Below are 15655 nucleotides of genomic sequence, written 5' to 3' on the forward strand. Positions count from 1 at the left end.
GGCCGTGCCCGCCGCAGCCGGACGGCCGCCCCCGAGCGGGCCTGCGCACCCGGCCTGCCCCCCACCCTGGCCGCGCTCCCGGCGCACGAGGCGGAGACCGCCGTCCTCGACTTCGTCCGGGACCAGGTCGCCCTCGTGCTGGGGCGTCCCTCCGGCACGGCCGTCGACGCGGACCAGGCCTTCACGCCCATGGGATTCGACTCGCTGACCTCGGTCGAACTGTGCAACCGCCTGGGCGCCGCGACCGGACTGCGTCTGCCGACCACGCTGGTCTTCAGTTACCCCACGCCGCGAGAACTGGGGCTGCACCTGACCGGCCTGGTGCGCCCGGCGGCCCGGACCGAACCGGACGAGGACGCCGCGATCCGGGAGGTGCTGCGGACCGTCCCGATCGGCAGGCTGCGCGACGCGGGGCTGCTCGAACCGGTGCTGGCCTGCGCCGGTTCCTCCCGGCCCGACCCCGTGGACCGGCACGTCCCGCAGGACGGCCCCGACGCGCCAGCACTGGCGGGTCTCGACATCGACGCACTGGTCGACCTGGCCCTGGACGAGAGGGGGAAGTGACATGGACGACTCCGCAGACCGCACCGCGGACGGCGCGAACGAAGCGGACAGGGTGCAGCGCGCACTGCGCACCCTGCTGGAGGAACGCGACCGCCTCCGTCAGGAGAACGAGGCGCTGAAGGCCCGGCACGCCGAGCCGATCGCCGTGGTCGCGATGGCATGCCGCTACCCGGGAGGCGTCTCCTCGCCCGAGGACCTGTGGACCCTGGTCCGCGAAGGGGCCGACGCCGTGGACGAGTTTCCGCAGGACCGCGGCTGGCGTGACGTCTACGACCCGGACCCCGCCGCCGTGGGCCGTTCCTGCACCCGCCAGGGAGGCTTCCTGGACGGCGTGGCGGACTTCGATGCGGGGTTCTTCGGCATCAGCCCGCGCGAGGCGCTGACGGTCGACCCGCACCATCGGCTGCTGCTGCAGACCTCCTGGGAGGCCTTCGAACGGGCCGGCATCGTCCCCGCCGACGTGCGCGGCACCGACGTCGGCGTCTTCACCGGCGTCAGTTCCTCCGAGTACGGCTGGCGCTTCCTGGAGGCGAACCACAGCGAGCTGGAGGGCCACCTGCTGTACGGCAGCGCCCTCAGCGTCGCGTCCGGCCGGGTCGCCTACCAACTGGGCCTGACCGGACCGGCGGTGTCCCTGGACACGGCGTGCTCGTCGTCGCTGGTCGCCCTGCACATGGCTGCGCAGTCGCTGAGGTCGGGGGAGTGCTCGCTCGCGCTGGCGGGCGGGGCCTCGACGATGCCCACTCCCGCGATCTTCGTGGAGTTCTCCCGGCAGCGGGCGCTGTCCCCCACCGGGCGGTGCAGGGCCTTCGCGGACGGGGCCGACGGCACGGGCTGGGCGGAGGGGGTCGGTGTGCTCCTACTCGAACGGCTGTCCGACGCCCGGCGCAACGGCCGCACGGTGCTGGCCGTCCTGCGCGGCAGCGCGGTGAACCAGGACGGGGCCAGCAACGGGCTGACCGCCCCCAACGGCCGGGCGCAGGAGCAGGTGATCCGCACGGCCCTGGCCAACGCACGCGTCTCCGCCGCGCAGGTCGACCTGGTCGAAGCGCACGGCACCGGGACCGTCCTGGGCGACCCCATCGAGGCGGGCGCTCTGCTGGCGACGTACGGGCAGGACCGGGAGCACGACAGGCCGCTGTGGCTCGGATCCCTGAAGTCCAACATCGGTCACGCCCAAGCGGCCGCCGGGGTCGGTGGCGTCATCAAGGCCGTGCTGGCCATGCGTCACGGATGGCTGCCGAAGACACTGCACGTGGACACGCCCTCCCGGCACGTCGACTGGTCGTCCGGGGTGGTCCGGCTGCTGGACGAGGGACGCGCGTGGCCCCGGCCGGACGGTCCCCGGCTGGCCGGCGTGTCGTCGTTCGGCGTCAGCGGCACCAACGCCCACGTCATCCTGGAGGAGTCCCCGCGGGAGCCGGGGGAGCGGGGCGGCCCCGGCCCGGCGGTGGCCGGTGGCCTCGTGCCGTGGGTGGTCTCGGGCAAGGACGCGGCGGCCCTGGCACGGCAGGCGGGCCGGCTGCACGACTTCGCCGCCGCCCGCACCGACACGGACCTCGCCGACGCCGGCTGGTCGCTGGCCTCCGGTCGCTCGCGTTTCGCGCACCGCGCGGTCGTCCTCGGCCGCGACCGCGAGGAACTGCTGAGCGGCCTGGCGTCGCTGCGCGACGGAACGGACTCCGACGGGCTGGTGCGCGGTGTCGCCGCCGACCTCGGCGGGGTCGCCTTCATGTTCCCCGGCCAGGGCTCGCAGTGGGCCGGCATGGGACGGCAGCTGTACGCCACCTTCCCTGCGTTCGCGCACTCCCTCGACGCGTGCGCGGACGCCCTCGCCGAGTGGACCGACTGGTCGCTGCTCGACGTGGTGCACGGCGTCGAAGGGGCACCCACGCTGGACCGGGTCGACGTGGTGCAGCCGGCGCTGTTCTCGGTCATGGTCTCCCTGGCCGCCCTGTGGCGGTCCTGGGGCGTCGAACCGGCCGCGGTGGTCGGACACAGCCAGGGCGAGATCGCCGCCGCCCACGTGTGCGGCGCGCTGTCCCTGCGCGACGCCGCGAGGATCGTGGCACTGCGGAGCCGTGCCCTGACCGACCTCATCGGCCACGGCGGCATGGCGTCCGTCACGGAGTCCGCGGACCTGGTCCAGGCGCGCCTGACGCCCTGGGGCGACCGGGTGAGCGTCGCCGTCGTCAACGGGCCCCGCTCGGTGGTGGTGTCCGGGGATCCGGAGGCCCTCGACGAGTTCGTCGAGAAGATGAACGCCGAGGGCGTCCAGGCCCGGCGGATAGCGGTGGACTACGCCTCCCACTCGCCGCAGGTGACCCGGGTCCGCGACCAGGTGCTCAGCCGGCTCGCCGACGTGAGCTCGAAGACGTCCGCGCTGCCCTTCTACTCCACCCTGCACGGCCGGAAGACGGACACCGCGGAGCTGAACGCCGGTTACTGGTACGCCAATCTGCGCGAACCCGTCCGCTTCGAGACCGCCGTGCGGCACCTGGTCGACGACGGATTCCGGGTGTTCGTGGAGATGAGCCCCCATCCCGTACTGACGTATCCGGTGCAGGAGATGGTGGAGGACCTGGACGACGCCCTGGTCCTGTCCTCCACCCGACGGGACCGGGGGGAGGCCGACGCCGTGCTGGACTCGCTGGCCCGACTGCACGTCAGCGGCGGGGCCGTGGGCTGGGAGTCACTGTTCGGAAGGCGGCGGCGCGTGGAGCTGCCGACCTACGCCTTCGACCGGCAGCGCTACTGGCTGAGCTCCTCGCACACGGCCGTGACGGTGGAGCTGCCCTCGACGGATCAGGGCCCCGGCGACGAGGCCCCGGTCTCCCTGCCGGAGCTGCTCGCCGGCCGGTCCGGCGCCGACGCCGAGGCGATCGTCCTCGGCCACGTCCTCGACAGGGCCGCGGCCGTCCTCGGACACGCCTCGGCCGACGCCCTGGACCCCGACGGGGAGTTTCGGCAGTTCGGGTTCGACTCGCTGCTCTCGGTCGAACTGAGCAAACGCCTCGCCGCGACGACGGGACTCAAGCTCCGGGCGAACCTGGTGCTGCGCCACCCGTCACCGAGACTGATCGCCCGGCACATCCTGTCCACGATGGCCGAAGGCGACCCCGCGTGAACGCGCCGGTCGGCGGGCGCGTCGCCCGCCCGCGGGAGACCGCTGGACCGGTCGCGTCCGTACCACCCGATCCATCCGTCGTAATACCCGTTCCGTCCGGTCCATCCGTTCCACGGCTTTTGCTGAGGGGTTGATTCGAGTGCGTTCGTTCGGTGCGTCGCCCGCGCACAAAGGAATGTGGCTGGCGCAGAAGATGGCGCCCGACATGCTCAATCACGCGCTGGCCATGTGGGAGGTGGACGGTGAACTGGACACCCGGGTCATGGAAACGGCCATGTTGCGCGTGCTGGACGAGGCGGAGGTCCTGCGCGTCGGCTTCCTCGACGACGGCGGCAGCCTGCGCATGATCCCTCGGGAACTCGGCGACTGGCGGCCGTTCCACCTGGACCTGAGCGGTGAGGCCGACCCCGAGCAGGCCGCGCGCGAGGCACTGGCCCGCATGGTGCGGCAGCCCTATGACCTGGAGCGGGACCTGCTCTTCCGGTTGGGCGTGGTCACCCTCGCCCCGGCCCGCAGCCTCGTGGTGATCTCTTACCACCACCTCATCTCGGACGGCTACGGCGCCGGCGGTCTGCTGTCGCGCCGCATCGCCGAGGTGTACACCGCGCTGGCGGAGGGTTCGCAGGTGCCCGAGCCCTCGCACCCGTGGGACGCCGCGTCCTACGCGGCCCTGGCCGAGGAGTACACCGCCTCGGGGAAGGCCGCTGAGGACGCCGGTTTCTGGCGCGAGCACCTGGCGGACGCGCCCCCACCCGCGCAGGTGCCGGGCATGACCCTGTCCGACGCGCGGCGCGCCCGGCTCTCCGAGCCGTTGAGCGGCGCCGACCGCTGGTCGGAGGTGGCCGCGGCGATCGGCATGGTGAGCCGGACGCTGACCGTCCCACGGGCCGAGGCGGATGCCTGGACCGAGACCGCCAAGTCCATGGGCGTGTGGATGTCCTCGCTGCTGACCGCGGCCGTGGCGGTCTACCTGCGCCATCGCTGCGACCGCCCCGAGTTCCTCCTCTCGCTGGCCGTGGGGAACCGGGCGGGGGCGGCGGGCCGGACACCCGGTCTCGCGGTCAACGTGGTGCCGCTGCGGATGGGCGTTCCGCTCGGGGCTTCGTTCGCGACGATCGCCGACGCGGTGGTCGACGAGACGTACGAGGTCTTCGGGCAGACCGGCTGCCACTACTCCGACATCCAGCGTGCGTGCGGCAGCGTCCTCAGCGGCCGGGGCAGCTTCGGAGCGGTGCTGAACGTCGTGGACTTCGTGGAGCAGCTCCGCTTCTGCGGTCACCCGGCGCGCTACTTCTCCGCGACCACAGGCACCTTCGACGAACTGTCGATCGGCTTCTGCACCGACGGGACCCCCGACAGTGACCTGTTCCTGCGGCTCGACGCCCCCGCGGACCTGTATTCCCGCGCCGAGCTGCGTGCCGTCGGAGAGGACCTGCTCGACCACGTCCGGGCCGTGCTGGCCGCCCCCGCGCAGACTCCGGTCGGTGCCCTGGACACGCTGCGCGGCGTCGAGCGGCACCGGCCGCAGGCGGCGGCGGAGGAGACCGGCACGTCCCTGCCGGGCCTGACGGTCCCCGAACTGTTCGACCGTCAGGCGGTACGCGCCCCCGACGCCGTCGCGATGGTGTCCGGGGACATCACGATGACGTACGGCGAACTCGCCGAGCGGTCCGGGCACCTGGCCAGGGCGCTGCGCGGCCGGCACGTCGGACCCGAGACGGTCGTGGCGGTGGCCGTGCCCCGGTCGGTGGACCTGGTCGTCGCCCTGCTGGGGGTGGTGAGGGCGGGCGGCGCCTACCTGCCGGTCGACCCGGCGGCCCCGGCATGGGGCGGCACCGCGGCCGCGCACGGCGTCCTGCTCACCGACGCAGCGACCGCCGCGGCGCTCCCGGCCGATCCGGACCTGGCGGTCCTGCTCCTGGACGAGCTGTGCGCCGAGGCCGGCGTCGACGGGGCGGACACCGCCCTGCCGGTGCCGCGCCCCGACCAGCTGCTGGCCGTCCTCCCCAGCCCGGGGCCGGACGGTTCGGTCACCGAGGTCGCTGTGACACATCGCAACATGGAACGGTTCGTCCTGGATCGCCACTGGCGCGACGGTGCCGGCGGGACCGTGCTGTGGCACGCCCCGCTCGCCGCCGGCGCGGCCGCCCTCGACGTCTGGGCGCCGTTGCTCCGCGGCGGCCGGATCGTCCTGGCCCCGCCGGGGGAGCTGGACGCCGACGCCCTGCCCGGGTTGCGGGAAACCCACCGGATCACCACCGTCCGGCTGACCGCCGACGCGTTCTCGGCGCTCGCGGCCGACCGTCCCGAACGTCTCGCCGGACTGCGTGCGGTGTGGACCGGTGGGGACCGTGTCCCGTCGGCCGCGGTGCGGCGCGTCCGGGAGGCCTGTCCGGCCCTGACCGTCATCGACGTCCACGGTCCGGTGGAGGCGGCCTCGTTCGCCGTGCGGCATCACCCGGCCGCCGAAGCGCCCGGCCACCCGGCGCACTCGTACGGCAGCCCTCTGGACCACACGACACTGCACGTCCTGGGTCCGGGGCTGGTGCCGGTCCCGCCGGGGGCGGTGGGGGAGCTGTATCTTGCCGGGCCCGGCGTGGCGCGCGGTCGTCCGGGGCGGCCCGGGCACACGGCCGCCCAGTTCGTGCCCTGCCCGTTCGGCCCGCCCGGCGCCCGCATGTACCGGACCGGTCACCGGGTGCGCCGGGACGAGGAGGGCCGCTTCGCGTACGTGGGACGGGCAGGCGCCCAGGCGGACGTGCGAGGTTTCCGCATCGAGCCGGCCGAGGTCGAGGAGGCCCTGGCCGAGTGTCCCGGGCTCGCCCGGGTGCTCGCCGAGGTCACACGGGACGAGGCCGGGCAGTGGAGACTGGTGGCCTACGTCGTCGTGGGGGGCGCGTCCGCCCCGACGGTGGAGGAGCTCCGCGCGTTCGCCATGGGGCGGCTGCCGGAGGCCATGGTCCCGTCGGTGTTCGTGGTGCTGGACCGTCTGCCGGTCACGGCGGACGGACGGCCGGACCGCGCGGCCCTGCCCGCGCCGTCGTCCGACGGCGACTCCTACCGGGCACCGCGCAACGACACTGAACGGGTCCTGGCCGGGGCGTTCGCCGACGTGTTGGAAGTGGAGCGGGTCGGTATCGACGACGACTTCTTCGACATCGGCGGCAACTCGCTGCGGGCGATCCGCCTGGTCGGCCTGATCCGCGCCGAGCTGAACCAGGAGGTGTCCATCCGCAAACTGTTCGTGGCGCGCACCATCGCCGGTCTTTCGGACCTGTGGGGGGACGTGGCCCCGTCCAGCCGGCCCGCTTTGCGCAGGAGGACCAAGGGCGGCCACGTGCTGTGAGTCGGCGGGCGGACCGCCGCCCGTTCCTCATCTCCGTCCGGCCCGGGACAATGGGAGGAGGCGACTTCACTGTCCCGCCGACGGGACACACGCCGGCCGAGTCCGGCGCACGTGACGGACCCCTCGTGCCGCATCGGGCCGGCGGTGCGACCGAGGGACGTCACAGCCCGCCCCCACGTCGGTTCTTCTGGGCGCGGAAGATCACCGGTCGACGATGCGGACGGCGCATCGCGCAGCCATGCCAGCGGGAGAATCCTCTATGAGTCAGCGTGAACACCACACCTACGACGTGGTCGGCATCGGGTTCGGCCCGTCCAACCTGTCGCTTGCCATCGCCCTGCGGGAACACTGGACGAGCGGTCAGGACGGGGAGGTCAGCGCCCTGTTCCTGGAGCGCCAGTCCTCCTTCGGCTGGCACCGCAACATGCTGCTGCCGTCGGCGACCATGCAGATCTCCTTCCTGAAGGACCTGGTCACCTTCCGCAATCCGACGTCGAGTTACAGTTTCGTCGCGTTCCTGCACGCGTCGGGGCGGCTCCCGCAGTTCGTCAACAACCAGGACTTCTTCCCCACACGCGAGGAGTTCCACCAGTACCTGGAATGGGCGCAGGCCCGTGTCGCCGACCGCGTCCGGTACGGCTCGGAGGTGACGTCGATCCGGCTCGTTCCGGGCGATGCCCCGCAGGCGGACCGCCTGCGGCTGGAGATCGAGGACGGGGGACACCGGGCCGGACGCGTGATCGAGACGCGGAACGTGGTGGTCTCCACAGGCCTGGTCCCGAGCATGCCCGAGGGGACCGAGCGGGACGAACGCGTATGGCACAGTTCCGAGTTCCTGGACAAGTACCGTCGGATGGATCCGTCGGCACTGCGGCGGGTGGCGGTGGTGGGGGCCGGCCAGAGCGCCGCCGAGATCACCCGGTTCCTCTACGACGAGCTCCCGCACGCCGAGGTGTACTCGGTCATCCCTTCCTACGGGTACTCCGTCGCGGACGACACGCCCTTCGCGAACCAGATCTTCGATCCGGGTGCCGTCGACGACTACTACTTCGGCACCGATCAGACCCGTGAGGCGTTCTGGCGCTACCACCGCAACACCAACTACTCGGTCGTCGACGACGAGGTGATCCGGGACCTGTACCGCAGGGCCTACGACGACGAGGTGCGCGGGACCGAGCGGCTGCAGTTCCTGAACCTGACGCGGGTCACGGGGGTCAAGCGCGTGGGCGCCGAGACGCGCGTCTCCCTCCAGGTGGGACCCGACGCCGAGGTGCGGGAACTCGACTGCGACGCCCTCGTCTGCGCGACGGGGTACAAGGGGATGGAGCCCACCGGCCTCCTCGGCGAGCTCGACCGCTACTGCTTGCGCGACGGTGAGGGCCGCTACCGGATCGAGCGGGACTACCGTGTCGTCACCGAACCGGAGTTTCGGTGCGGTATCTACCTGCAGGGCGGCACCGAGCACAGTCACGGTCTGACGTCCTCGCTGTTGTCGAACATCGCCGTCCGCAGCGGCGAGATCGCTGATTCGATCGTCGCCCGGCGTGCCGGGCGGATCGCTGGAAGTCCGGTCGCCGTTCCCGCCGAGGTCGGTGGCGACTTCCTCTGAACGCCCGACCAACGAGGGGAACGCCGATGGGCAGGCCGGCCGAAGAACGGTGGATACGTCGCTTCCACGACGACGACGGGTGTGCGACGAAGCTCGTATGCTTCCCGCACGCCGGCGGGTGGGCGAGCGCGTACGGCGGCTGGACCGCGCGGCTGCCGTCCGATGTCGGCGTGCTCGCCGTACGGTATCCGGGCCGGGAGGACCGGCTCGGCGATCCGTTCCTTCCGGGGCTGGAAGCCCTGGCGGACGAGGTGGCGGAGGCACTGGACGAACTGTCGCGGCATCGGCTGGTGCTGTTCGGCCACAGTATGGGCGCCTCGGTGGCCCACGAGGTGGCGTTGCGCCTCCACAAGCTGGGGCGTCCGCCGGCCGCCCTGTGCGTGTCCGGCAGGCGCCCGCCGCAGCTGCTGGACGGCCGGCGCCGCCTGTTCGGTACGGACGAGGAGATCGTCGCGGGGCTCGTGCGCTTCGACGAGAGCAGGGCCGCGGTCTTCGCGGAGCCGGAACTGCGAGAGGTCCTGCTGCCGGCGATCCGCGCCGACTACCGGATGGTGGACGAGTACGCCGGCGGCGACCGTCCTCCACTGGACTGCCCGGTGTACGGCTACACCGGCGAGGACGACTCAGAGGTGACCCCGGAGCAGATGCGCGGCTGGGCGGATGTGACCAAGGGCGCGTTCCGGCTCAAAGTCCTGCCCGGTGGGCACTTCTATCTGCGGGCCGAAGAGCCCGCCCTGCTGGCGGGTCTGAGGGATGCGCTTCGCCCTGTCAGGAACCTCGTGGAGAACGCCTAGACGCGGGTCCCGGAGACCGGGGGATTCTTCTCTCCGGGGCCCGCGCGTAGGGCACCGGGCCATAGTGGCTCGGTGGCGTCATCGTGGCATCTATTTGGCTCATCGGCAAGCTCCATTGTCGGGAGACCGCGTGTTGAGTGCCTACCTCAAGGTTGCAGACCTTCGCATATCCCCAGCCAGTAGCTGCGGTATCGCCAGGTCATTGTGCTGCCGCTGTCTCGATGTCGGCGATGTCGCGCCAAGGTGACTCAATCTGGCACTGGACATGGCGCCATTGGATGTCATCATGGCGCTGGTTCGGTGTGCCGCCGACCGTCCGCACTCACCGGAGTTGAATTGCCTTGGCCACCTTGCTCTACCGCGTCGGCCGCCTCGCCTTCCGGCGGCGGGGCCTCACTGTCCTGCTGTGGTTCCTCGTCCTCGGCGGTGTCGGGGTCGCCGCCTCGTCCGCACCGCCTCCGCCCGCCGACACCTTCTCCATGCCGGGTACGGAGTCGCAGCAGGCCGTCGACCTGCTGAACGAGAAGTTCCCGGCCGCCAGCGCCGACGGAGCGTCGGCCCGGGTCGCGATCCGCGCGCCGGGCGGCGCGAAGGCCACCGATCCAGATGTCCGGAAGAGCGTGGCCGCACTCGTCGCCGACCTGAAGAAGGCCCCGCAGGTGGCCGCGGCTACCGACCCGTTCACGTCGGACGCCGTCAGCGAGGACGCCACCACCGCCTACACGGTCGTCACCTACGAGGTGACCGCGCTGGAGGTATCCGACACGGCGCACGACGCCCTGCTCGAAATCGCCGACGACGGTCGCGCGCGCGGGCTCACGGTCGAGATGGGCGGCGACGCAGTCCCCGTGGAGCAGGCGGCCGGCGGCACCGCCGAGAGCATTGGCGTCGCCATCGCCGCCCTGATCCTGCTGGTGACCTTCGGCTCACTGGTGGCGGCGGGCATGCCCCTGCTCACCGCCGTCATGGGGGTCGGCATCGGCGTCAGCGCCATCGGTGCCCTCGGCAGCACACTCGGCCTCTCCTCGACCAGCACCACCCTGGCCCTGATGATCGGCCTGGCCGTCGGCATCGACTACGCCCTGTTCATCGTCTCCCGCTACCGCACCGAGCTGATCGAGGGTCTGGACCGGGAGGAGGCCGCAGGCCGGGCGGTCGGCACCGCGGGCTCGGCCGTGGTCTTCGCCGGCCTCACAGTCATCGTCGCCCTCGCCGGCCTCGCTGTCGTCGACGTCCCGATGCTCACGAAGATGGGCCTCGCGGCGGCCGGCACCGTCCTGATCGCCGTGCTGGTCGCGGTGACCTTCGTCCCTGCGCTGCTCGGCTTCGCCCCGGTCCGGGTGCTGCACCGCGCCGATCGCCACCGGATCACGGGCAAGCCGCTGTCCGAGCGCCGTCAGCGCAAGGCCGACAGGGCCGCGGCCCGGCAGCGGCCGAACCTCGGGTCCCGCTGGGCCGGTTTCGTCCTTCGCCGTCCCCTCGTCGTCCTGCTGGTCGGTGTGGTTGGCCTCGGTGTCGTCGCCGTGCCCGCGACCCGGCTGGAACTGGGCCTGCCCGGCGAGGGCGCCATGGCCCCCCACACCACCCAGCGCAAGGCCTACGACATGCTGTCGGAGTCCTTCGGCCCCGGGTTCAACGGCCCACTGCTGGTCACCGTCGCGGCGGACGAGGCCCGCGGCGTCGGCAAGGACGTCGCCGCCGAGCTGTCCGGTGAGCCCGGAGTGGCCGAGGTGGGCCCGGTGGTGCCGAACACGTCGGGCGACACTGCGATCATCAGCGTCGTGCCGGAGGAAGGCCCCACGGACGACCGCACCCGGCATCTGGTCGAGAGGTTGCGTGACGACCTGTCCGGCTTCGCGCGCACCCATGATGCCGAGATTCTGGTCGGCGGACAGACGGCCATGTTCCTGGACTTCTCCCGGACCCTCGACGACGCGCTGCTTCCGTACCTCGCGCTCGTGGTGGGACTCGCCTTCCTGCTGCTGGTCCTCGTTTTCCGCTCGTTCACGGTGCCGCTGAAGGCCGCCCTCGGTTTCCTGCTGTCGGTGTCCGCGGCGCTGGGTGCCGTCGTGGCGATCTTCCAGTGGGGCTGGTTCGCCGACATCGTCGGCGTGGACCAACCGGGCCCGATCATGAGCACGATGCCGATCATCATGATCGGGGTGGTGTTCGGACTGGCCATGGACTATGAGGTCTTCCTGGTGACCCGGATGCGCGAGGCCTTCGTCCATGGGCAGCCGACCCCGCAGGCAGTCGTCACCGGCTTCCGGTACGGCGGCCGGGTGGTCGCGGCGGCGGCACTCATCATGACCAGCGTCTTCTCCGGATTCATCATGGAGGACAACGTCTTCGTGCGGATGATCGGCCTGGGGCTGGCACTCGCCGTGCTCCTCGATGCCTTCGTCGTCCGCATGGCCATCGTCCCCGCCCTCTTCGCCCTCCTCGGCGACCGCGCCTGGTGGCTGCCGCGGTGGCTCGACCGCGCCCTGCCCGACATGGACGTGGAGGGGGAGAAGCTGTCGCACCGGCCCGCGGCCGCACGGGGGCCGGTGCCGATCCCGTGACCGGCTCGCGCGGCGGCCGCCGCCCTGCGGCCGCACCGCTACGGCAGCCGCAGCGGCGTCCTGCGGCACGGCGGCGCGATGGCGCCGTACAGGCACCGGAAGGTGTACGCGGCGGAGATCAGCGCCACGTGGTGGTACCAGCCCGGAAACGAACGCCCCGCGAAATCAAGCAGCCCGAAGTCCTGTCTCAGGGCATCCAGCACGGCCGTCGTCCCACTGGCTCGCGCGGCGGTCGCCGCGATCGTGCCGGTGGAGTGGTGGACCAGACTCGTGAGCCACAGCCGGCCTGTCGTGCCGGTGTCGCCTCCGCTCGCGAAGAGCCGGTACGGAGGGCCGGGATAGTGCCCCGGGGAGTTGCCCGGCAGGTGAACCAGCACCGAGGGCGGGCCGCCTGCCTGCTGGGGCCCGTCAGGTGGGGTGAGGGTGTCGCCCTCCGGTCCCTGCCCGTGGAGCAGACTCCCCGCACTGACCGGTCCCGGGGACGCCTCGCCGACGGGGAGCACGGCCAGTTGTGGCGGCACCGCGATGACGACGTCCCGGCGCCGCATGGCTAACCCGCGCAGCAGGTACCCGACGTCGGGCTCGTTGCCCATGTCGGCGAGGACCACGGCAGACGGCGAGTCCAGACGGGCCGACAGCCGGTCCACGAGCCGGAGGGCGTGTGCCCATGTCGGGAGGTACTGCTCGGAGCCCGGGATGCGCGCGTCGCGGCGCCGTTCGGAGTCCTGTGTCCAGGACCGCGGCAAATACAGGGACCAGTCGACGGGAATCTGCGCCGAGCCCACGTGGAGGAAGGAGCCCAGTCCCAGCTGGCAGTTGAGAGTACGGCCCGAGTGCAGATCGAAGCGGCGGTGGATGCCCACCGACTTGTCACCCCTCTTGGGCAGGACGGTCTGGCCGATGGACCACACGGCCCCGGGATGCCGGCGCTCCACCCAGTGGGTGATCTCCTGCATCACGTCGTCGAAGTTCCACGGGCTGAGGCTGACGAACTGGCGCAGTGACTGCACGACGGACGGATCGCGGGATATTCCGGCCGCAATCCTGCGTACCGTCTTCTTGCCCGGTGTGGCCAGTAATCCGCTCAGATAGGCGTGGGCGCACTTTCGTTGATCGATCCGCCGTAAGCTCCTGAAGATCGTCCTGCTGAAGTGTTCCAACGTCACATCTGAATCTGCGGTGTTCGTCGGATGACGTGGAAGCGACGACGCGTGCGGTGGGGCCGTTTCCATTCCGCAACAACTCCCCCGAGTTTCTGGCCATGTGGAGGTTGAGTGTAGGACGCGCTTCACGGTGGCGCCACCGTCGAGTCGGATGGCTTGATCTGGCACCTCGGATGGCGCGGAGGCCCGCGATCGAGGGGTGCAGGACCGGCGGAGCCGCTTACCGCATCACTGCCCCGGTGTCAGCGCACGCCCCCTCCGATGCCCGGAAACAGGGGGCTTCCCGCAGCCGTCGACGGACCCCGCAACGAGCTCGGCACAAGCCTGACCACCCATCAGGTACAGGTGCTTACCCATGCGTTGGGCACCTCTCGGCTCGCTGCCAACCTCCACAGCACGCCATCCGTGGCCGCAGGGCGGCGTCAAGAGAGTGTTCGAACTCCGCAAACTAGTACCCGACGGTGCCAAGATCCTTGAACTGGTGCCGCGGCTGGGATCTACTCAGGGCCGCAGCAGGGGGCCCTCCCGCCGACACCGAGAACCGGTCATTATCGGCTTTCTCGGTCGATGTCATTCGGTGGCGGAACGTGGCCGACGTTCTTCGTACGCGTGCCGTGAACGACGTGAATGCCTCCGCGGTCGAGGTAGGCAATCGCGTGAAACCAGTCGGTGTACCAGCAGCGCGGGGGTATGATGACAAGTCAGGCCGAAGAATGCTCAGAACCCAAAAACGTCATATTCGGTAGACCCGCGGGAACCGCCTCGCACAGTCGTAGAAGTAGTGGAGCGGAGCAGCGGCGCGAGCAGGTGCTCACGACGAAGGTGGGGTTGCACATCCCCGTCGGCCTCGCCTTCGAGGAGTGGGAAAACGCCGGACGTCAGCTCTCCGGGCTGCTCAACTCCTCGTCCTGGTGGCTCGGCGACTGGCTCGTATACGGCAAGGCCCACTATGCCGACCGCTACGAGCGAGGCATCCGAGCCGCCGGCCTCCAATACCAGACGCTGCGCAACTACGCCTGGGTATCCAGGCGGTTCGACCTGCACCGGCGGCGGTCCGCCCTCAGCTTCCAGCACCACGCGGAGCTGGCCTCGCTGCCTGTCGAGGCACAGGAGACGTGGTTGGACCGCGCCGAACGGATGCACTGGAGCACCAAGCAACTGCGCAATGCCATCCGCAGCGAACGCGAGGGCGCCTCGCCGCGGCCGGACGTCGCGGCGACGACGCGTCGGCTCGCCGTGCCCGACAATCGGCTCCAGTGGTGGCACAAGGCGGCGGTGGAGGCGGGCATCGAGTTGGAGGACTGGGTGATGGCCACGCTCGACGCGGCCGCCAGCCGGCTGCTGGAGGACTCCGGTCGGCGCCTGTCCCTAGAGTAGCGACCCCGCGGTCCGCTTACCGGCTCCCGCCTGCTGTCCCGTCGGCGGGACAGCGTGACCCGCTCACGAGGCACCGCCGTCCCCTCACGATCGGCGCGACACCGCCCCGTCCTCCCCGTGCGGACGGGGCGGAGGCATTTCCCGAGGGCCCCCGATCCGGCCGAAATGTGAAAGAGAGTCACCTTCGGAGAAGAATTCGTCGAGTGCCGCCGCATTCGATGGCGATCGCGCTCCCTCATGTCCATGCGTTGCTGCTTCAATATGTCAGCCATTGCTGCAGGAAAGACGGGAGTGAAATGTCACACGCGCATATGGAGAATGCCGCCGGCAGTGTCCGGGCCGCGTCACCGCGCCGTTATCTGATGTGCCGCCCCACGTACTTCGACGTCACGTACTCGATCAATCCCTGGATGGATCCCAGTAGACCCACGTCGGCCGAGGTGGGCCTCGGCCAGTGGAAACGGCTGCACGACACGTTCGTCGGCCTGGGGCACGAGGTGGAACTCATCGATCCGGTGCCCGGACTGCCGGACATGGTGTTCGCGGCAAACGGTGCCACTGTCGTCGACGGCAAGGTCCTCGTCGCCCGGTTCCGGCACCCGCAGCGCACCGACGAGGCCCAGGCGTACCTGGACTGGTTCGGCCGCGGCGACTGGTCCGAGGTCCGGCAGGCCGAGTACGTCAACGAGGGCGAGGGGGACTTCCTGTTCGTCGGCGGAGAGATCCTGGCGGGGACCGGCTTCCGGTCCGACCCCCGGGCGCACGACGAGATGCGCGAGTTCTTCGGCCGCCCCGTGGTGAGTCTGACGCTCGTCGACGCGCGCTGGTACCACCTGGACACCGCGCTCGCCGTGCTCGGTGACGGGCACGTCATGTACTACCCGGCGGCGTTCTCCGCGGAGAGCCGCGCCCTGCTGGCCGAGCGCTTCCCCGACGCCATCCTGGCCGCCGAGGCCGACGCCGCGGTCTTTGGCCTCAACGCGCTGTCGGACGGCCGCAACGTCGTCCTGCCGCGCCAGGCCGTCGGGCTGGCGGCGCAGCTGCGCGAGCACGGCTACACACCCGTCGGAGCCGACCTGACCGAGATGCTGAAGGCGGGCGGCAGCGTCAA

The 15655-nt window shown here is 71.2% G+C and carries 9 protein-coding genes; 8 read left to right on the forward strand and 1 reads right to left on the reverse strand.

Features of this window, described 5'->3' with window-relative positions:
- The 6 genes from EBH09_RS39470 to EBH09_RS32285 form a co-directional block, all read left to right on the forward strand.
- Nucleotides 1-564, forward strand: a 564-nt coding sequence (locus EBH09_RS39470) for an acyl carrier protein (protein WP_193776645.1), incomplete at its 5' end; no start/stop codon positions are given.
- 1 nt (nucleotide 565) lies between these two features.
- On the forward strand, nucleotides 566-3691 hold the full coding sequence (locus tag EBH09_RS32265; RefSeq protein ID WP_121750382.1) for a type I polyketide synthase: 3126 nt from the start codon (nucleotides 566-568) through the stop codon (nucleotides 3689-3691).
- Between the two features lie 139 nt (nucleotides 3692-3830).
- Nucleotides 3831-7037, forward strand: a complete 3207-nt coding sequence (locus EBH09_RS32270; RefSeq protein WP_274595158.1) for an AMP-binding protein — start codon at nucleotides 3831-3833, stop codon at nucleotides 7035-7037.
- 259 nt (nucleotides 7038-7296) lie between these two features.
- Nucleotides 7297-8646, forward strand: coding sequence for a lysine N(6)-hydroxylase/L-ornithine N(5)-oxygenase family protein (locus EBH09_RS32275; RefSeq protein ID WP_121750384.1), 1350 nt, complete (start codon nucleotides 7297-7299; stop codon nucleotides 8644-8646).
- Nucleotides 8647-8672: 26 nt separating this feature from the next.
- Nucleotides 8673-9440: an alpha/beta fold hydrolase gene (locus EBH09_RS32280; protein ID WP_121750385.1), complete on the forward strand. Its 768-nt coding sequence runs from the start codon at nucleotides 8673-8675 to the stop codon at nucleotides 9438-9440.
- Between the two features lie 341 nt (nucleotides 9441-9781).
- Nucleotides 9782-12004 (forward strand): MMPL family transporter, encoded by a 2223-nt coding sequence (locus EBH09_RS32285; protein ID WP_121750386.1) that lies wholly within the window; start codon nucleotides 9782-9784, stop codon nucleotides 12002-12004.
- A gap of 38 nt (nucleotides 12005-12042) precedes the next feature.
- On the opposite strand, the gene EBH09_RS32290 is transcribed toward EBH09_RS32285, so the two are convergent.
- Nucleotides 12043-13170 carry a transposase gene (locus tag EBH09_RS32290; protein WP_193776646.1) on the reverse strand — a complete coding sequence of 376 codons (1128 nt, stop codon included), beginning with the start codon at nucleotides 13168-13170 and terminating at the stop codon, nucleotides 12043-12045.
- An 819-nt stretch (nucleotides 13171-13989) separates the two neighbouring features.
- Between EBH09_RS32290 and EBH09_RS32295 the strand changes: the two genes are divergently transcribed.
- Together EBH09_RS32295 and ddaH are read left to right on the forward strand one after the other, a co-directional pair.
- The gene (locus tag EBH09_RS32295; protein ID WP_238697583.1) at nucleotides 13990-14544 is read left to right on the forward strand and encodes an LmbU family transcriptional regulator; all 555 of its coding nucleotides are present in this window, start codon (nucleotides 13990-13992) and stop codon (nucleotides 14542-14544) included.
- Nucleotides 14545-14840: 296 nt separating this feature from the next.
- The coding region (gene ddaH, locus EBH09_RS32300; RefSeq protein ID WP_121750388.1) for a dimethylargininase at nucleotides 14841-15655 on the forward strand (815 nt) is incomplete at its 3' end.

Origin of the sequence: Streptomyces sp. E2N166, assembly GCF_003671715.1 — a bacterium.
GTDB classification, from domain to species: domain Bacteria; phylum Actinomycetota; class Actinomycetes; order Streptomycetales; family Streptomycetaceae; genus Streptomyces; species Streptomyces thinghirensis.